17 protein-coding genes are annotated in these 19,128 nt (G+C 66.2%); 1 reads left to right on the top strand and 16 read right to left on the bottom strand.

Annotation, left to right across the window (positions count from 1 at the left end; all coding sequences use genetic code 11):
• Positions 1-28: 28 nt before the first annotated feature.
• The 15 genes from argH to infC all read right to left on the bottom strand — a co-directional run bounded on the left by argH (position 29) and on the right by infC (position 15,176).
• Entirely contained in the window at positions 29-1,462 is a 1,434-nt protein-coding gene (gene argH, locus RhoFasB10_RS03530) for an argininosuccinate lyase (protein ID WP_167675070.1), read from the bottom strand.
• Positions 1,459-2,658, bottom strand: coding sequence for an argininosuccinate synthase (locus RhoFasB10_RS03525; protein ID WP_068420882.1), 1,200 nt, complete (start codon positions 2,656-2,658; stop codon positions 1,459-1,461). The genes argH and RhoFasB10_RS03525 overlap by 4 nt, the downstream gene beginning before the upstream one ends.
• Positions 2,659-2,719: 61 nt before the next feature.
• Positions 2,720-3,208, bottom strand: a complete 489-nt coding sequence (locus tag RhoFasB10_RS03520; RefSeq protein ID WP_114330686.1) for an arginine repressor — start codon at positions 3,206-3,208, stop codon at positions 2,720-2,722.
• Between the two features lie 23 nt (positions 3,209-3,231).
• Positions 3,232-4,167 (bottom strand): ornithine carbamoyltransferase, encoded by a 936-nt coding sequence (argF, locus tag RhoFasB10_RS03515; RefSeq protein WP_068420880.1) that lies wholly within the window; start codon positions 4,165-4,167, stop codon positions 3,232-3,234.
• A 2-nt stretch (positions 4,168-4,169) separates the two neighbouring features.
• A complete protein-coding gene (locus RhoFasB10_RS03510; RefSeq protein ID WP_068420879.1) occupies positions 4,170-5,366 on the bottom strand; it encodes an acetylornithine transaminase in 1,197 nt (398 codons plus the stop codon).
• A complete protein-coding gene (gene argB, locus RhoFasB10_RS03505; protein WP_167675068.1) occupies positions 5,363-6,286 on the bottom strand; it encodes an acetylglutamate kinase in 924 nt (307 codons plus the stop codon). The genes RhoFasB10_RS03510 and argB overlap by 4 nt, the downstream gene beginning before the upstream one ends.
• Positions 6,283-7,509, bottom strand: coding sequence for a bifunctional glutamate N-acetyltransferase/amino-acid acetyltransferase ArgJ (gene argJ / locus RhoFasB10_RS03500; protein WP_068420877.1), 1,227 nt, complete (start codon positions 7,507-7,509; stop codon positions 6,283-6,285). The genes argB and argJ overlap by 4 nt, the downstream gene beginning before the upstream one ends.
• Positions 7,506-8,573 carry an N-acetyl-gamma-glutamyl-phosphate reductase gene (argC, locus tag RhoFasB10_RS03495; RefSeq protein WP_167675066.1) on the bottom strand — a complete coding sequence of 356 codons (1,068 nt, stop codon included), beginning with the start codon at positions 8,571-8,573 and terminating at the stop codon, positions 7,506-7,508. Before argC ends, argJ begins: the two co-directional genes overlap by 4 nt.
• An 80-nt stretch (positions 8,574-8,653) precedes the next feature.
• A complete protein-coding gene (locus RhoFasB10_RS03490; protein WP_167675064.1) occupies positions 8,654-9,238 on the bottom strand; it encodes a hypothetical protein in 585 nt (194 codons plus the stop codon).
• A 38-nt stretch (positions 9,239-9,276) separates the two neighbouring features.
• On the bottom strand, positions 9,277-11,763 hold the full coding sequence (gene pheT, locus RhoFasB10_RS03485; RefSeq protein WP_167675062.1) for a phenylalanine--tRNA ligase subunit beta: 2,487 nt from the start codon (positions 11,761-11,763) through the stop codon (positions 9,277-9,279).
• Positions 11,764-11,806: 43 nt separating this feature from the next.
• Entirely contained in the window at positions 11,807-12,877 is a 1,071-nt protein-coding gene (gene pheS / locus RhoFasB10_RS03480) for a phenylalanine--tRNA ligase subunit alpha (RefSeq protein ID WP_167675060.1), read from the bottom strand.
• Between the two features lie 49 nt (positions 12,878-12,926).
• The gene (locus tag RhoFasB10_RS03475) at positions 12,927-13,751 is read right to left on the bottom strand and encodes an RNA methyltransferase (RefSeq protein WP_068420868.1); all 825 of its coding nucleotides are present in this window, start codon (positions 13,749-13,751) and stop codon (positions 12,927-12,929) included.
• 38 nt (positions 13,752-13,789) lie between these two features.
• Positions 13,790-14,179, bottom strand: coding sequence for a 50S ribosomal protein L20 (gene rplT / locus RhoFasB10_RS03470; protein ID WP_068420867.1), 390 nt, complete (start codon positions 14,177-14,179; stop codon positions 13,790-13,792).
• 90 nt (positions 14,180-14,269) lie between these two features.
• Entirely contained in the window at positions 14,270-14,464 is a 195-nt protein-coding gene (gene rpmI / locus RhoFasB10_RS03465; RefSeq protein ID WP_068420865.1) for a 50S ribosomal protein L35, read from the bottom strand.
• Between the two features lie 88 nt (positions 14,465-14,552).
• A complete protein-coding gene (infC, locus tag RhoFasB10_RS03460; RefSeq protein WP_217266246.1) occupies positions 14,553-15,176 on the bottom strand; it encodes a translation initiation factor IF-3 in 624 nt (207 codons plus the stop codon).
• 479 nt (positions 15,177-15,655) lie between these two features.
• Between infC and RhoFasB10_RS03455 the strand changes: the two genes are divergently transcribed.
• Positions 15,656-16,015 (top strand): DUF1844 domain-containing protein, encoded by a 360-nt coding sequence (locus tag RhoFasB10_RS03455; protein WP_157105193.1) that lies wholly within the window; start codon positions 15,656-15,658, stop codon positions 16,013-16,015.
• A gap of 66 nt (positions 16,016-16,081) precedes the next feature.
• On the opposite strand, the gene uvrA is transcribed toward RhoFasB10_RS03455, so the two are convergent.
• The gene (uvrA, locus tag RhoFasB10_RS03450; protein ID WP_068420859.1) at positions 16,082-19,021 is read right to left on the bottom strand and encodes an excinuclease ABC subunit UvrA; all 2,940 of its coding nucleotides are present in this window, start codon (positions 19,019-19,021) and stop codon (positions 16,082-16,084) included.
• Positions 19,022-19,128 lie beyond the last annotated feature (107 nt).

Below are 19,128 nucleotides of genomic sequence, written 5' to 3'. Positions count from 1 at the left end.
CGAATTCCGGCGTGCGTGACTTTTTGTGTCAGTCCGTGATTAGTGCTGTCCGGGCCCACGTCCGTAGTTGCTCGGCCGACGATCGAACGCCACCCAATTGTGACGCGACCTGAACCGCAGCCGTACCGCCGCGCGAATCCCGTGAGGAAATCGATCCCTCGACGGTGAGAACCTCACGAACGGCAGGCGTCAGCGACGAGTCGATCGACGCCAACTCCTCGTCGGTCAGCTCGTCGAGTCCGACGCCACGAGCCTCGGCGGCCCTGACGCATGCGCCGGCTGCCTCGTGCGCGATTCGGAACGGCGTTCCCTGCCGGACCATCCATTCGGCGATGTCGGTCGCCAACGTGTAGCCGGCAGGCGCCAATTCGGCCATGCGATCGACGTCGAACGTCAGCGTCGACACCAGTCCCGCGAGGGCAGGCAACAACAACTCCAGTTGCGCGACGGAGTCGAAGACGGGTTCCTTGTCCTCCTGCAGATCCCGGTTGTACGCGAGCGGCTGCGCTTTCAGCGTCGCCAACAGCCCGGTGACGTTTCCGATGAGTCGTCCCGTCTTGCCACGCGTCAATTCCGCGACGTCCGGATTCTTCTTCTGCGGCATGATCGAACTGCCGGTCGACCACGCGTCCGCGAGCGTGACGTAACCGTATTCGGGCGTGCTCCAGGACACGATCTCCTCGGCGAGTCGCGACAGGTCGACGGCCGTCATCGCGAGCACGAACGCAGCCTCGGCCGCGAAGTCACGCGACGACGTGGCATCGATCGAGTTCTCGGCCGACGAGTCGAATCCGAGTTCGGCGGCGATCTGCTCTGGGTTCAGTCCGAGCGACGAACCTGCCAGAGCGCCGGAACCGTACGGGGACACCGCAGCTCGTTTGTCGAAGTCCTGGAATCGCTGGACGTCGCGCAGCAGCGGGTGCGTGTGTGCCAACAAGTGATGCGCCAGCAGAACCGGCTGGGCGGCCTGCGAATGCGTCTTGCCCGGCATGACGGCACTCGGATGCGAAGCCGCCTGCGTCGTCAACGCGTCGACGACGTCGAGCACGCCCGCCGATACACGACGGGCCGCGTCGCGCAACCACATTCGGAACAACGTCGCCACCTGGTCGTTCCGCGACCGGCCTGCACGCAACCGCCCGCCGACCTCGGGTCCGACGCGGTCGATGAGCCCGCGTTCGAGCGCACCGTGCACGTCCTCGTCGGACTCGGCGGCGACGAACTCACCCGAGGCGACATCGGCGGCGAGGCGCGCCAAACCGTCGAGCATCGTCTCGAGGTCCTCTGCGGTGAGCAGACCGGCACCGTGCAACACCCGCGCGTGTGCCATCGACGCGCGAATGTCGTAGGGCGCCAACACCCAATCGAAATGCGTCGACTTGCTCAGCGCCGCCATGGCCTCTGCAGGGCCGGACGCGAAACGCCCGCCCCACAGAGACCCTTCGTTGGTCTTCTGGCTCACAAGCCCAGGTCCCGCTTGGCCGCGATCTTGGAGGACAGGCCGTGCAGCTGCACGAAGCCCTTGGCCGACGACTGGTCGAACGTGTCGCCCTCGTCGTACGTCGCGAGGTTGAAGTCGTACAGCGACTCGCCGCTGCGACGACCGTTGACGTTGATCGTGCCCGCGTGCAGCGTGAGTCGGATCTCACCGGACACGTGCTCCTGGGTGTGCGTGTTGAACGTGTCGAGCGCACCCTTGAGCGGCGAGTACCAGAGACCGTCGTAGACCAGCTCGGCCCACTTCTGGTCGGTGTGGCGCTTGTAGCGTCCGAGCTCGCGCTCGAGGGTGACGTGCTCGAGCTCCTCGTGCGCGCGAATGAGCACCATTGCGCCCGGTGCCTCGTAGATCTCACGGCTCTTGATGCCGACGAGACGGTCCTCGACGACGTCGAGACGGCCGACACCCTGAGCGCCTGCGCGGGTGTTGAGCTCCTGGATGGCTTCCAGCACCGAGACGGGACGGCCGTCGATGCTGACCGGACGACCCTTGTCGAAGCCGATGATCAGCTCGTCGGGAGCCGTCCAATTGGCCGTCGGATCCTGCGTGTAGTCGTAGACGTCCTTGGTCGGCGCGTTCCACAGATCCTCGAGGAACCCGGTCTCCACGGCACGACCCCAGACGTTCTGGTCGATGGAGAACGGCGACTTCTTGCTGACGTTGATCGGGATCTTGTTCTCTTCGGCGAACGCGATGGCCTTCTCACGGGTCCACGCGTAGTCGCGGACCGGAGCGAGGACGTCGAGCTCGGGTGCGAGGGTGTTGAAGCCGACCTCGAACCGGACCTGGTCGTTGCCCTTGCCGGTGCAGCCGTGCGCGACGACGGTTCCGCCGTGCGCACGCGCGTTCTCGACGAGGTGCTTGACGATCAGCGGACGGCTGATGGCCGACACCAGCGGGTAGCGATCCATGTAGAGAGCGTTGTTCTGGATGGTCGGCAAGCAGTACTCGTCGGCGAACTCGTTGCGAGCATCGACGACGACGGCTTCGACTGCGCCACAATCGATCGCACGTTGGCGCACGACCTCCATGTCCTCGCCGCCCTGACCGAGGTCGATGGCGACGGCGACGACCTCTTTGCCGGTCTCCTTGCCGATCCAGCTGATGGCGACGGAGGTGTCCAATCCCCCCGAGTAGGCGAGAATGACGCGTTCGGCCATGGTGTGTGCGCTCCTTAACTAGCTTTTGTGTAGGTCTGTCGTTGTGCCGTCGACGGGGTGTTCACTCCCCGCGTCGGGCCAGTTTCTCTATCTTGTCCGCGAGCTCGCTGCCGGTCGTGGGCTCGCGCGCGATCATGAAGATCGTGTCATCCCCGGCGATCGTCCCGACAACCTCCCTCAGCGACGCCCGGTCGAGCGCGCTCGCGAGATAGTGCGCCGCGCCAGGGGGCGTGCGCAGGACTGCTTGGTTCCCGCTCGAATCGGTCGAGACGAGCAGCTCCCCGAGCAGTCGCGTCAGGCGGTCGGTGCCGCCCGACACGCCGCGGACGGGACTGCCGTCCTCTGGCACCACGTACACACCGACCCCGCCGTCCGCGGCGCGCAGTTTCACCGCGCCGAGTTCGTCGAGATCTCGCGACAACGTGGCCTGGGTGACGTCGATACCCTCGGCCGCCAGCAGCGACGCGAGCTCCGGCTGACTTCTGACCTGGTTCGTCGCCAGCAGAGTCACGATCCGCGCCTGCCTGCCTGCGCGGGTCGATGCCGTCAGCGGCGTCGACGACACCCCCTCGCTCACGGTCGTCGCGCCTGCTCGAGCAACCACACCAGAAGTGCCTTCTGGGCGTGCAGACGGTTCTCCGCCTCGTCGAGGACGACGCTCTGCGGGCCGTCGAGGACCTCGTCGGTGATCTCCTCGCCGCGGTGCGCGGGCAGGCAGTGCAGAACGACGGCGTCGGACTTCGCCTTGGTCAGCAGATCGGTGTCGATCCGGTACGGCCGGAACGGCGCGACGCGGTCGAGGCCGTCGTTCTCCTGACCCATCGACGTCCACGTGTCGGTGACGAGCGCGTCGGCGCCGGCCGCAGCTTCGTGGGGGTCCTCGGTGATCGTGATGGTGGCGCCGGTCTGCTCTGCACGCGCACGCGCCGCGTCGACGACGTCACCCAGCGGCGCGAACGCCTTCGGTGCAGCGATGGTCACGTTGATGCCCGCGGTGACACCGCCCAGCATCAGCGAGTGCGCCATGTTGTTGGCGCCGTCGCCGAAGTACGCCAGCTCTAGCCCCTTCAGGTTCCCCTTCTGCTCGACGAGTGTCTGCAGATCCGCGAGCACCTGGCACGGGTGGAACTCGTTGGACAGCGCGTTGACGATCGGAACCGTCGATCCGGTCGCCATCTGCTCGAGGCGCTTCTGGCCGAACGTGCGCCAGACGATCGCGTCGACGTACCGCGACAGGACACGGCCCGTGTCCTGCAGCGTCTCCTCGCGTCCGAGCTGCGTGCTCTGGCCGTCGACGACGACCGCGTGACCGCCGAGCTGCGCGATACCGATCTCGAACGAGAACCGCGTCCGGGTCGAGTTCTTCTCGAAGATGACGCCGACGCCCTTCGGTCCTTCGAGCGGTCGCTTCGAGAACGGTGCACGCTTGATCTCGGCGGCGAGCGCGAGAACTTCGCCCTGCTCCTGCGGGGTCAGGTCGTCGTCACGCAGAAAGTTCCTCAGTGCCATGGTTATTCCGTTTCCTGGGCTGTGTCGAGAATTGCGGGCAGGGCCGTCACGAACGTCGCCGCCTGCTCCTCGGTGAGAACGAGGGGCGGGGCCAGGCGTAGAACGTCGGGCTGTGCGGCGTTGATCAGGAACCCGGCGTCACGCGCTGCGGCTTCGGCCTTGGGCGCGACGGCTCGAGTCAGCACGACGCCGAGTAGCAGGCCTGCGCCCCGTACGTGATCGACCAGCGGGTGGTTCAGTTCTTCGATGGAATGCGTGATGACCTTGCCGAGTCGATCGGCGTGGGACACGAGATCCTCGTCGGCGATGGTCTTCAGAACCGCGAGAGCCGCCGACGCGCATACCGGGTTTCCGCCGAACGTCGTGCCGTGCTTGCCGGGATGCAGCAGGTTGCCTGCTTCGCCGATGCCGATGCAGGCTCCGATCGGCAGACCGCCGCCGAGTCCTTTCGCGAGGGTGATGACGTCCGGCACGATGCCGACGGCCTGATGCGCGTAGAACCATCCGGTCCGGCCGATACCCGTCTGCACCTCGTCGAGGATCAGCAGCGCACCGTGGCGTGCCGTGATTTTCCGCGCGGCAAGAAGATAACCCTCCGGCGGGACGACGACGCCACCCTCGCCCATGATCGGCTCGAGGAACACCGCGGCGGTATCCGAGTCGACGGCTGCTTCGAGTGCGGCGACGTCGCCGTACGGCACGTGGTGCACACCGGCAGGCATCGGTTCGAACGGTGCACGCTTGTCCGGCTGGCCCGTGAGCGCCAGCGCACCCATCGTGCGGCCGTGGAACGCCTTCTGCGCGGCGATGATCTTCGGACGCCCGGTCAGACGTGCGATCTTGAACGCGGCCTCGTTGGCCTCGGTTCCCGAGTTGCACAGGAACACTCGGCCGTGGGTGCCCGCACCGAGGTGCGACAGCAACTGTTCGGCGAGAGCGATACCGGGTTCGGTCGCGTAAAGGTTCGACGTGTGACCGAGCGTCGAAAGCTGTGTGGTCACCGCATCGACGACGGCCGGATGTGCATGTCCGAGAATATTGACAGCGATGCCGGCCAGCAGGTCGAGATAGTCCTTGCCGTCGGCGTCGGTCACGACGGCTCCCTGACCGCGCACCAGCGCGACGCGAGGAACACCGTAGTTGTCCATCAGCGAATTCGACCACCGGGTCTGGAGGTCTGCTGTCCCGTGATCACTCATGAAAGGCCCCCTGTGACAGTAGTGTTCGAGTCGGATACGGGCAGCTTGGCCACCATGGTGCCGATGCCTTCACCCGTGAACAGTTCGACGAGCACCGAATGCGGCACACGTCCATCGATGACGTGCGCGGACGGCACACCCCCGAGGACGGCGCGCAAGCATGCTTCCATCTTCGGGACCATCCCCGCGTCGAGAGACGGCAGCAGCGCGGCCAACGCGTCGGGGTCGATCTCGGACGTCAACGACGACCGATCCGGCCAATCGGTGTACAGCCCTTCGACATCGGTGAGCACGACGAGTTTCTCCGCGCCGATCGCCTCGGCAAGTGCGGCAGCCGCGGTGTCGGCATTGATGTTGTGCACGACGCCGTCCGCGTCGGGTGCGATGGTCGAGACCACCGGAATGCGCCCTGCCGCAACGAGATCGAGTACCGCGTCGGGGTTGACGGACGTGACGTCGCCGACAAGACCGATGTCGGTGAGAACGCCGTCGACCATCACCTCGCGCTTGGATGCGGTGAACAGGTGCGCGTCCTCGCCCGAGATTCCGACGGCGTACGGGCCGTGACTGTTGATCAGCCCCACGAGTTCTCGGCCCACCTGACCGAACAGGACCATGCGCACGACGTCCATGGCCTCGGGCGTCGTGACGCGGAAGCCGCCGCGGAATTCACCGGTCATACCGAGCTTGGACAGCATGGCCGTGATCTGCGGGCCGCCTCCGTGCACGACGACCGGCTGAATACCGGTGGTGCGCAAGAACACCATGTCCTCGGCGAACGCGCGTTTGAGCTCGTCGTCGACCATGGCGTTGCCGCCGTACTTGACGACGACGATCTTGCCGTGGAACCGCTGCAGCCACGGCAGTGCTCCGGCGAGTGTGTGCGCCTTCTGCGACGCCGACAGTTCGGGTGCGGTCATGACGAGTACGCCGAGTTCTCTTCGACGTACGCGTGCGACAGATCCGTCGTTCGAATGGTGACCGAGCTGTCACCGATTCCGAGGTCGATGACGACCTCGATGTCCTCGCCGGACAGGTCGACGTCCCTGGCACCGGGCGCGCCGACGCCGTCGACGCAGACGGGACTGCCGTTGAAGGACACCGAGATTCGATCGGGGTTCAGCTCGATCGGCGCGATGCCGATGGCCGCGAGCACACGGCCCCAGTTGGGGTCGGACCCGAACAGCGCGGTCTTGACGAGGCTGTCGCGTGCGACGGTACGTGCACCGATCAACGCATCGTCCTCGGACGCGGCGCCGGACACCGTGACCTTCACCCGCTTCGTGACACCCTCGGCATCGGCCATCATCTGATCGGCGAGGTCGTCGCAGACGGCCAGGACGGCGGCGTTCAGTTCGTCCTGGGTCGGCGTCACGCCACTGGCACCGGACGCGAGCAGCAGCACGGTGTCGTTGGTCGACGTGGCGCCGTCGACGTCGAGGCGGTCGTACGACAGTCTCGTCGCGTTGCGCAACGCCTCGTCCAACTGCTGTGCGGTGGCGACGGCGTCGGTGGTGACGACACTGAGCATCGTGGCGAGCGACGGAGCGAGCATGCCTGCGCCCTTGGCCATACCGCCCACGTTCCATTTGTCGGTGTGGTGAAAGGCGGCCTGCTTGGGGACGGTGTCGGTCGTCATGATGGCGTATGCCGCGTCGGTCCCGCCGGAGATTCCTCCCGCGAGTTCGTGCACGACTTCGGTGACGCCGGGAATCAGCTTGTCCATCGGCAAACGGTCACCGATCAGACCCGTCGAGCAGACCGCGACCTCGACGGCACCCGTCTCCGTACCCCAATTGCTCAGTGCACCTGCGACTTCCTCCGCAGTGCGATGCGTGTCCTGAAACCCCGGCGCGCCCGTACACGCGTTGGCGCCACCGGAATTGAGAACGACAGCACGAAGCTTGCCGGTCTGCAGTACCTGCTGCGACCACAGCACCGGTGCAGCCTTGACCTTGTTCTGCGTGAAGACGCCTGCCGCGGTGGTGTCCGGGCCCTCGTTGAACACCAGCGCCAAGTCGGGCTTGCCGTTCGCCTTGATTCCGGCCGCGATACCCGCACCGCGGAACCCGGCGGGCGCGGTGACGCCCTGACTGCGAACGAGCTTGCCCGACAATGCCTGTGCCTCGGTGGCGCTGCTCACGGTGCGACTCCAACTGTCGAGAGACCATCGGTCTCGGGGATGCCCAAGGCAAGATTCATCGATTGGATCGCGGCGCCTGCGGTCCCCTTGGTTAGGTTGTCGACGGCGGCGACCACGACGAGCAGACCTGCGTCCTCGTCGACGGACACACTCATCTGCACGGCGTTCGACCCGATCACCGCACCGGTCTGCGGTAGGCGACCTGCGCCGAGTACATGAACGAAAGGCTCGGCAGCGTACGCCTTTTCGTAGACCTCGGTGGCCTGCTCCTGCGTCGCCGTCGTCACCGCGGTGCAGGTGGCGAGGATGCCGCGCGGCATCGGCGCGAGAACGGGAGTGAACGACACCGTCACCGGCTCCGGCGACAACGCGGACAAGTTCTGCGCGATCTCCGGCGTGTGCCGGTGTGCGCCCGCAACGGCGTACGCCCGCACCGACCCCATGATCTCCGCGCCCAGCAGGTCCGCTTTCGGGGCGCGACCCGCACCCGATGCTCCGCTGACCGCGACGACGTTGACGCGCGGTTCGACGATGCCGGCCGCAACTGCCGGAGCGAGAGCAAGAGACGAGACCGTCGGATAGCAGCCGGGCACGGCAATGCGCGTCGCGCCGACGAGCTTCTCACGATGACCGGGCAGTTCGGGCAGACCGTACGGCCAGGTACCGGCGTGAGCCGACTTGTAGTACTTCTCCCACGCGGACGCGTCGGACAGGCGGAAGTCGGCGCCACAATCGATGATCACGACGGACTCCGGCAGCTGCTGGGCGATCTCCCCCGACTTGCCGTGCGGAAGTCCGAGGAAGACGACGTCGTGGCCGGACAGCTCGTCGATGGTGGTTTCCGTGAGGACTCGATCGGCGAGCGGGAGCAGGTGCGGATGGAACTCACCCAGCGCCGAACCGGCATTTCCACCTGCGGTGAGCGAACCGATCACGAGGCGACCCGACGCCACCCCTGGGTGTCCGAGCAGCAGGCGCAGAATCTCGCCACCTGCATATCCGCTTGCCCCCGCGACGGCGATCCGCAGCGGAGAGGTCTCCACGTCATCAATCCGAGCGTTCATACGATTGATTATGCATCATCATGCAAGCTCATTCATGACTGGGGTCGGGCCGTCCCATGTGCACGAAACTACATAGCCCGCTAAGTATTCTTGTGCACGTGCTCCGAAGGAGCCTTCATCGACCGCCGGATCTCGTCGAGCTTCTTGCGACCCGCTTCTTCACGGTCGTTCCACTGCTCGTCGAGAGAGTGGCCGGCCGGACTGCTCTGATCGAGTTCCTCCGCGCCGAGGGCCATCGCCGACCGGCCCTCCACTTTGCCGCGAACCGAGTCCCACGTCGGAACGCCCTGATCGGTGTAGCCGGTCGGTGACTCGTGATTGGACAGGCCTGCGCTGACGCCGCCGCCGATCGCCCCGTCGATTGCGCTGTCGTCGACCAACTCGGCGTCGATGATCGTCTGCCGAGGAAGCTGGGTCGGTGTGCCGCCCAGCGGATCACCCAATGGCTGGTCGATTCTGGGCTTGGTCACGTGCGGAATGTCCACGTCCGGGATGTCCCCGGGCGGAACGGACGAGGGGTCGTCCGAACTCGCCGTGTCGAGATCGGCCAGCAGTGCCGATGCGGTCGCGTGCAGCGGCGCAAGCGCCGGGCGGCCCGACACTGCGGCCAGGACCTCCCGTAACACCGCGACGTCGGACCTGCCCTCCACCCCGTGAATGCTCATGCCTCCACGCTACGTACTTCGGCGCGAGTCCGGGAGGGTCAGCGTCGAAGTTCTGCGCCCACGGCCGCCGCTGCAGCGGCCACGGCGGCGTCCCGCGCCTCCGTCGCCTGCGCCTCCGTCAACGTTCCTTCCGAGCTGCGGAACACGAGTGCGAAGGCCAGCGACTTCCGGTTCTCGCCGACTTGTTCGCCTTCGAAGACGTCGAACAGGCGAAGACTCTCCAGCAACTCGCCTGCACCCGTCCGAAGGGCCGATTCGACGTCGGCAGCAGGAACCGATCTGTCGACGACGACTGCCACGTCCTGCAGGACCGCCGGGAACGGCGACACGACCGGTGCAGGCAGCGACTCGACGATCGGCAATGCATCGAGATTCAGCTCGACGGCACACGTGCGAGCCGGTAGGTCTGCTCGCTCGAGCACCGCCGGATGCAGCTCACCCGCGTGCCCGACGACGACACCGTCGACGAGGATTTCGGCGCAACGGCCCGGATGCCACGGCAGGTACTGCGCAGCACGCAACTCGATGTCGACGCCCGCAGCCGCCGCGACCGTGCGCGCCGCGTCGAACGCGTCCGACGCCTCCGCGGCACGCCCCTGGCCCCACGGACCCGACGGCTCACGCTGTCCGGACAGCACGACGCCGACGTGCACCGGCTGTGCGGGCAACGACGCGCGCAGTCGGTCGATCTCTTCGTCGCTCGGACGCGTGTGGACGGCCAGAGCCTCGACCGCGGCGGTGTCGTCGCCGGGCAGAACGACCTGGGCAATTCCGAACAGCGACAGGTCGCGCTGACCGCGGGACACGTTGCGCGCCAAGATTTCCAGCAACCCCGGCAGGATCGTCGTCGCGAGCTCGGGGCGGTCGGCCTCGAGAGGATTGAGCACCGACGTCGTCCGACGACGAGCATCGTCGGCAGGCAGGCCCCAGATGTCGAACACACCGGTGGGCAGGAAGACCGTCGGGAGCACCTCGACGTACCCCGCGAAAGCGAGGGACTTTCCGACGGCTCTCTTCCGCTTCTGCGTCGCGGTCAGCCCACGCCCGGCCGGTGCAGCCGGCAGCACGGACGGGATCTGCTCCAGACCCTCGAGACGCAGTACCTCTTCGACGAGGTCGGCCGGCTGCTGCAGGTCGGGACGCCAGCTCGGCGGCGTCACGACGAGCTCGCCGTGTCCACTGGCGCTGACACCGACCTCGACGTCGCAACCGATCTGGGTCAGGCGACGCGCCGCGACCCCGTTGGGGTAGGTGACGCCCGCGACCCGGTCCGGGAGATCGATGTCGATCCGGACAGCCGGGAACGTGTGCACCGATCCGATGTCGGTCAGGACGGGCTCGACGTGACCGCCTGCGATCTCGACGAGCAGCTGAGCGGCTCGGTCCAACGCCGCCACCGGCAGGGCGGAGTCGACCGTGCGCTCGAAGCGCTTGCTCGCTTCACTCGACAGCTTGTGACGACGACCGGTGCGGAACACCGCGAGCGGATCGAACGTCGCGGCTTCGAGAATGACGTCGACGGTGTCGTCGCCCACCTCGGTCGACGCGCCACCCATCACGCCCGCGAGCGAGATTGCGCCGGAGTCGTCGGCGATGACGACGTCTTCCGCGTCGAGCGTGCGTTCGACGTCGTCGAGAGTCGTCAGCTTCTCCCCCGCCTTCGCGCGGCGGACGACGATTCCGCCGGTCAGCTTCGCCGCGTCGAACGCGTGGAGTGGCTGGCCCAACTCGTGCAGAACGTAGTTCGTGACGTCGACGGCGGCAGAGATCGGCCGGATCCCGGCGAGGAGCAGCCTGCGCTGCATCCACCACGGCGTGACCGCCTTCGGGTCGATCCCGCTGACCTTGCGCAACGCGAACCTGGATGCGCCGGACTCGGGTTCGACCGTCGTGGGCCAGGTGTCGCCCTCGTTGTTCTGCACCGGTCCTGCGGCGGGGTCGGCGTAGTCGAGATCGAAGCTGCTCGCGAGTTCGCGGGCGAGGCCGCGCACCGAGAACGCGTAACCGCGGTCCGGCGTGACGTTCAATTCGATGACCGAATCATCCATGCCGAGAACGACTTTGGCGTCGTCACCAGGCGCGGCGGTACCCTCCGGCAGAACCAGGATGCCCGACGAGTCCCTGCCGAGGCCCAGTTCGGCCGTCGAACAGATCATGCCGTTGGACGTCTTGCCGTACGTCTTGCGCGCCGCGATCGCGAAGCCGCCCGGCAACACGCTGCCCGGTAGGGCCGCCACGATCAGGTCGCCCTCGGCGAAATTCCGTGCTCCACAGACGATTTCCTGCGGCTCGTCGTTGCCGACATCGACGTGGCAGAAGCGGATCGGCTTCTTGAACTCGGTCAGTTCCTCGATCGACGTCACGCGTCCGACGACGAGCGGACCGGTGACGGTGTCGAGGGAATCGAGTTCCTCCACTTCGAACCCGACCCGGACGAAGCCCTCGTCGAGCTCCTCGGGAGTCACTTGCCACTGCGGCGTGGATCGCTGCAGAACCTCGGTCAACCAGGAATGTGGAACTCGCACGGTGCGTTCAGCTCTCTCTACGTGTCTGATGCAGGAATGAAGGTCAGGCGCCGACGCCGAACGGCATCGTGAAGCGAATGTCGCCTTCGACGATGTCGCGCATGTCGGGAATGTCGTTGCGGAACTGCAGCGTCCGCTCCAAGCCCATGCCGAACGCGAAGCCCGAGTACACCTCGGGGTCGATTCCACTGGCCTGCAACACCTTCGGATTGACCATGCCGCAGCCGCCCCACTCGACCCAGCCCGGGCCGCCCTTCTTCTTCGGGAACCAGACGTCGACCTCGGCGGACGGCTCGGTGAACGGGAAGTAGTTCGGGCGCATGCGCGTCCGCGTCTCCTCGCCGAACAGTGCCCGTGCGAACGCGTCGAGCGTGCCGCGCAGGTTGGCCATCGTCAGACCCTTGTCGATCGCCAGACCCTCGACCTGATGGAACACCGGCGTGTGCGTCGAGTCGAGTTCGTCGGTACGGAACGTACGGCCCGGGCACACGATGTAGATCGGAACCTCACGCGACAGCATCGACCGCACCTGAACCGGCGAGGTGTGCGTACGCAGGACCTGACGCGACCCCTCGGGCGCGATGTGGAAGGTGTCCTGCATCGTGCGCGCGGGATGATCGGGCAGGAAGTTGAGGGCGTCGAAGTTGAAGTGCTCGGCCTCGACCTCCGGGCCTTCCTCGACCTCCCACCCCATTCCGACGAACACATCGGCGACCTGGTCGGCGATGATCGTGATCGGGTGGCGAGCACCGACGGGACGGCGGTTCGACGGCAAGGTCACGTCGATCGTCTCGGCGACGAGGATCGCGGCGTCGCGCTCGGCCAACAGGACCTCGCGGCGCGCGTCGAATGCCTTCTGCACGCGATCGCGGGCAACCTTGACGCGCTTGCCCGCCTCCGCTTTCAGATCTCCCGGGATCGACCCGAGTGCGCGCTGCGCCAGGGCGAGAGGAGCACGGTTGCCGATGTGCTCGATCTTCACCGACGTCAGTTCGTCGAGATCCCGCGCGTCGGCGAACGCCTTCTCCGCCTCGTTCGCCGCGGCGTCGAGGGCAGCTGCCTCGAGCACACTGGGATCGACGGGCTGGGCGTTTCCGCCTTCTTTCTTCGCCACGAGAGGTGCAACTCCTTGATGGTCTAGGTCGCTCGAGAACGTTTCGATCCTAGGCGAGGTGGCCGGATCGATCACGACGGGACTGCCGCTGGGCGCGTGCGCTCGCGTACAGACAGATGGCAGCGGCCGTCGCGAGATTCAAGCTCTCCGCTCGCCCGTGAATCGGTATTCGTACGCGATGGTCGGCGTTCGCCGCGACGGACGGTGCGAGCCCGTGCGCCTCGTTGCCGAACAGCCACGCCGTCGGCCCGCTCAACAACTCGTCGGCATCGTCGAGGTCGACCTCACCGTCGGCGGCGGTCGCCAGAACGGTCAACCCGCGCGCGCGCAGGGCCTCGATACCCGTGTCGATCGAGCGCTCTCGCGCGATCGGCAGGTGGAACAGACTGCCCGCAGACGCGCGGACGCACTTGCCGTTGTGCGGGTCGACCGCATCGCCGAGCAGCACGACCGCATCGGCACCGACCGCATCGGCGACGCGAACGACGGTTCCCGCGTTCCCGGGCTCGGACACCTCCACCGGGACGGCGACGAGCTGCGGCGTTCCGTCGAGCGCGGTCGGGACGTCGACGTCGATCGTTCGGCACACCGCGACGATGCCGGGCGGCGTGACCGTGTCGGACAGACCCTTCGCGGCACGTTCGCTGATCGGGTACGTACGCACCCCCGCGGTGGCCGCCGCGTCGAGGACCAGGCGATTGCGGTCGGCGGAGTCGTCACGGAAGAACAGCTGCTCGACGACCCCGGCCGCAAGCGCTTCGGTGACCGAGTTGCTTCCCTCGGCGAGGAACAGGCCCGTCTTGCGACGCTCGGCCGCACGCAGGAGCTTGACAGCCGAAACGACCCGTGGGGTGCGCTCGGTGAGCGTGTCCACGGGTCGTTTCGGGTCTGGATCGACGTGAGTCAACCTGCTCAGGCTGCTTCTCCGGCAGGAGCGTTGACGTCGGCAGGCAGAGCAGCCTTGGCCACTGCGACCAGGCCGGCGAATGCCGCGGCGTCCGAGACGGCAAGCTCCGCGAGGATCTTGCGGTCGACCTCGACGCCCGCAGCCTTCAGGCCCTGGACGAAGCGGTTGTAGGTGATGTCGTTCGCGCGAGCTGCAGCGTTGATGCGCGTGATCCACAGCTTGCGGAAGTCACCCTTGCGCGCCTTGCGGTCGCGGTAGGCGTAGGTCAGCGAGTGGAGCTGCTGCTCCTTGGCCTTGGTGTACAGACGTGAGCGCTGTCCGCGGTAGCCCTTGGACGCTTCGAGAATCGAACGGCGCTTCTTCTGGGCGTTGACGGCCCTTTTTACGCGTGCCACTGGTGAATCCTGTCGATCTGGGGGCTTCTACGAACCCCGGATGGAAAAAGGGAGGGGCCGACGGCTCGGCCGCCGGCTACGAAGTCCAGATCAGAGGCCGAGCAGGCGCTTGACCCGCGGCTCGTCGGCCTTCGTGACGACTGCGACACCGTCGAGGCGACGAGTCACCTTGGTTGCCTTGTGCTCCAGCAGGTGGCGACGGCCGGCCTTCTGACGCAGGATCTTGCCGCTGCCGGACACCTTGAATCGCTTCTTGGCGCCACTGTGGGTCTTCTGCTTGGGCATGGAGTCCTCGGTTTCTGTAGTGCTCTTCGGTCTTGCTCGGCTGTAACCCTGCCGACCGACGGTCGGCAGGGTTCTTACGTGTTCTGGTCTAGCTTGCAGGCGGCGTGGCCGGGGCGTCGCCGGATGCGGGCTGGGCAGGTGCCGGAGCACGCTGCGCCTGCGGAGCGGCGGCGCTTTCCTGCGCCTTCACTCGGGTCTTGGCGCCCTTGTGAGGAGCCAGAACCATGGTCATGTTGCGGCCGTCCTGCTTTGCGGACGTCTCGACGAATCCCAGATCGGCAACGTCTGCGCCCAGACGCTGCAGCAACCGGAAGCCGAGTTCGGGGCGGGACTGCTCGCGACCACGGAACATGATGGTGACCTTGACCTTCGACCCGGCCTCGAGGAAGCGGATGACGTTGCGCTTCTTGGTCTCGTAGTCGTGGGCGTCGATCTTCGGACGGAGCTTCTGCTCCTTGATCACCGTGAGGGTCTGGTTCTTGCGCGACTCACGCGCCTTCTGCGCTGCCTCGTACTTGAACTTCCCGTAGTCCATGATCTTGCAGACCGGCGGACGTGCGTCGGGAGCCACTTCCACGAGATCGAGGTCGGCTTCGAGAGCCAAGCGGAGTGCATCTTCAACACGCACGATGCCAACCTGTTCACCGCCGGGTCCGACGAGTCGAACCTCGGGAACACGGATGCGATCGTTGATGCGGGTCTCAGTGCTGATGGGGCCTCCTAGGTAGTGCGGTGTGGTGTCGAGCCGACCGCCTGCCTGTCGCACAGCCCGCCTGCCCGGGTCCTTCGACATCTCGCCGTCAGGACACGTCCCCGAAAGGACACTGCCCTCTACAACGAAAAAACCCTGCTCCAGCATTCCGCTGGCGCAGGGCCCGATGTCGACCGGTCGATCACACCCGGCTCACGCCGTATGGATCTTCTCGTACTGGACGAGAAAGCTCGGCCATCCGAGGCAATCGCCTGAATGCTGCGATCGAACTCCGATGTGTCGAGCGACCGGACCGGAAGCAACTATTGTGCTGCATGCCGGTGGGAGTCGGGCTCCACTTGCTGCCTCCGTACGAACGAACTCTTGCGAGTGCGCGCGTCGAAGACGGTCGGTGGAAGACTCTACCAGGGCACCCCGCCCGACGACGAATCGGCGGTGGTCCGTCGGCGCATCTTCGACGGCATGGAATGCTCGAAGGCATGACAAGCACCCCCGAATCCGGCAACGACGCCGAGCACGACGTGCGCGAACTCGCCGACGTCCCCGCCGTCGAGGTCATCAGCCGCGCAGCCGTGATGCTCATGAGCTCCGCCGCCGAGAAGCTCGGCTTGTCCGAGGCGGACCCGTCGGAAAGCCCCTACCTGGATCTCGACGAGGCGCGACGCGTCATCACGGCTCTCGCAGGCCTCGTCACCGCGTCCGTCGAATACCTCGGGCCGCACGCAGGACCCATTCGTGAAGGTCTGCAGGCTCTGCAGAAGGCCTTCCGCGAGCAGTCGGCGCACCCGGACGAGCCGGGCAAGGGCCCGGGCGAGAAGTACACCGGCCCGGTGTACTGACCCCCCACCAGAAACGACTCCGCCCTCTACACACATGCGTGTAGAGGGCGGAACGCTCGAACGAGGTCACACCGCAGCGGCCTTGCGGGGACCACGCTTCTTCGCCGGAGCCTTCTTCGCCGCAGCCTTCTTCGGCTGAGCCACAGGCTCACGCGTCAGCGCCTCCTGCAGGAACTTGCCCGTGTAGCTCTCGGGCACGGCGGCGACATCCTCCGGATTGCCCTGTGCCACAACCATTCCGCCGCCGGAACCACCTTCCGGACCCATGTCGATGATCCAGTCGGACGTCTTGATGACGTCCAGGTTGTGCTCGATGACGATGACGGTGTTGCCCTTGTCGACGAGGCCGTTGACCACACCGAGCAGCTTGCGGATGTCCTCGAAGTGCAGACCTGTGGTGGGCTCGTCGAGGATGTACACCGTGCGGCCGGTGGACCGCTTCTGCAACTCGGACGCGAGCTTGACTCGCTGTGCCTCACCGCCGGACAACGTCGTCGCCGGCTGGCCGAGCCGGACGTAGCCGAGCCCGACCTCGACCAAGGTCTTCAAGTAGCGATGGATCGAGCTGATCGGCTCGAAGAACTCGGCGGCTTCCTCGATCGGCATGTCGAGAACTTGAGCGATGGTCTTGCCCTTGTAGTGCACCTCGAGCGTCTCGCGGTTGTAGCGGGCGCCCTCGCACACCTCGCACGGCACGTAGACGTCGGGCAGGAAGTTCATCTCGATCTTCAGCGTTCCGTCGCCCGAACACGCCTCGCACCGGCCGCCCTTGACGTTGAACGAGAATCGCCCGGGCTGGTAGCCGCGCACCTTCGCCTCGGTGGTGGCGGCGAACAACGTACGAATCTTGTCGAACACACCGGTGTAGGTGGCCGCGTTGGACCGCGGCGTCCGGCCGATCGGCGACTGGTCGACCCGCACGAGCTTGTCGAGCTGATCGAGACCGTTGATGCGGGTGTGCCGCCCCGGTACCTGACGCGCACCGTTGAGCTTGTTCGCCATGACCGTCGCGAGGATGTCGTTGACGAGCGTCGACTTCCCGGATCCCGAGACACCCGTCACGGACGTCAGGACGCCGAGCGGGAAGCTGACGTCGATACCGCGCAGATTGTGCTCACGCGCACCCACGACGGTGATCTGTCGTTTCTTGTCCACGACCCGGCGGAAGTCCGGGAGTGGAATTTCCATCCGACCCGACAGGTAGGCACCGGTGAGCGACTCCTCGTTGGTCAGCAAGTCCTGGTACGACCCGCTGTGTACGACGCGGCCGCCGTGCTCGCCTGCCATCGGCCCGATGTCGACGACCCAATCGGACGTCCGAATGGTGTCCTCGTCGTGCTCGACGACGATCAGCGTGTTGCCCAGATCGCGCAGACGCGTCAACGTGTCGATGAGTCGACGGTTGTCCCGCTGGTGCAGACCGATGGACGGTTCGTCGAGAACGTACAGAACGCCGACGAGACCGGAACCGATCTGTGTCGCCAACCGGATGCGCTGCGCCTCGCCACCGGACAGTGACCCCGCCGCGCGCGACAGCGACAAGTACTCCAGGCCGACGTCGAGCAGGAAGCCGAGGCGCGCCTGCACTTCCTTCAGCACCTGCCCCGCGATGGCCTCTTCCTTGCTACCGAGGGTCAGGCTGTTCAGGAAGTCCGCGGTCTCGGAAATCGACAACCGGCAGACGTCGGCGATGGACTTCGGCCCGAAACCGCCGGCCTCGATGGTGACCGACAGGATCTCCGGGCGCAGACGGTCGCCGCCGCACACCGGGCACGGCACGTCGCGCATGTAGCCGTCGTACCGCTCCTTCATCTGCTCGGACTCGGTCTGCTCGAGGCGACGGTGCAGGAACGGCATGACGCCTTCGAACTCGGCGTAGTACGAGCGGGTCCGGCCGTACCGGTTCCGGTACTTGACGTGGACCTGGTGGTCGCTGCCTTCGAGGACGGCTCGCTTCACCTTTGCGGGCAGCTTGTTCCACGGCGTGTTCAGGTCGAAGCCCATGGCGTCGGCCAGACCGGACAGCAGTCGTCCGAAATACTCGGATGTCTGGCCCATCGACCACGGTGCGATGGCACCCTCGCCGAGCGACAATTCGGGGTCGGGTACCACCAGATCGGGGTCGACCTCCTTGCGCACGCCCAGTCCGAGGCATTCCCCACATGCGCCGTACGGGGAGTTGAACGAGAACGACCGCGGTTCCAGATCGTCGATGGACAACGGGTGTGCGTTGGGGCACGCGAGCTTCTCGGAGAACCGGCGTTCACGATCGAGGGCGTTCTCGTCGCGGTCGACGAAGTCGAGGACGACGATGCCGTCGGCAAGGCGCAGGGCGGTCTCGACGGAGTCGGTCAGACGCTGCTTGGAACTGGCCTTGACCGTGAGGCGGTCGACGACGACCTCGATGTCGTGCTTCTCCTGCTTTTTCAGCTTCGGCGGATCGGTCAACTGGTGCACGACACCGTCGACGCGGATACGCGAGTACCCCTGGGTGTTCAGCGACTCGAACAGGTCGACGAACTCGCCCTTGCGGGTGCGCACGACGGGTGCCAGGACCTGGAACTTGGTGCCCTCCTCCATCGCCAGCACCTGATCGACGATCTGCTGCGGCGTCTGCTTGGCGATCTTCTCGCCGCACACCGGGCAGTGGGCCGTGCCTGCACGCGCGTACAGAAGGCGCAGGTAGTCGTAGACCTCGGTGATCGTGCCCACGGTCGATCGAGGGTTCCGGTTGGTCGACTTCTGGTCGATCGACACGGCCGGCGACAGACCCTCGATGAAGTCGACGTCCGGTTTGTCCATCTGACCGAGGAACTGGCGCGCGTAGGCGGACAAGGACTCCACATAGCGACGCTGGCCCTCGGCGAAGATGGTGTCGAACGCGAGCGACGACTTACCCGATCCGGACAGGCCCGTGAAGACGACGAGGCTGTCGCGTGGGAGGTCGATGTCGACTCCCCGCAGGTTGTGTTCGCGCGCACCCCGTACTACCAGGCGATCCGCCACTGTGTTCCCTTCTTTGTCGAACGAGCTGGCCTACCGACGTTCGTACCCGAACAGTCGAACCGAAACTCATGTAAAGCCTGCGCGAGGTATGACCTCACGCAGTAGCA

Source organism: Rhodococcus sp. B10 (assembly GCF_011770055.1).
Lineage (GTDB): Bacteria > Actinomycetota > Actinomycetes > Mycobacteriales > Mycobacteriaceae > Rhodococcoides > Rhodococcoides kyotonensis_B.
The sequence above is the reverse complement of the archived record's forward strand: the minus strand, read 5'-3'. Positions and strand labels throughout refer to the sequence as shown.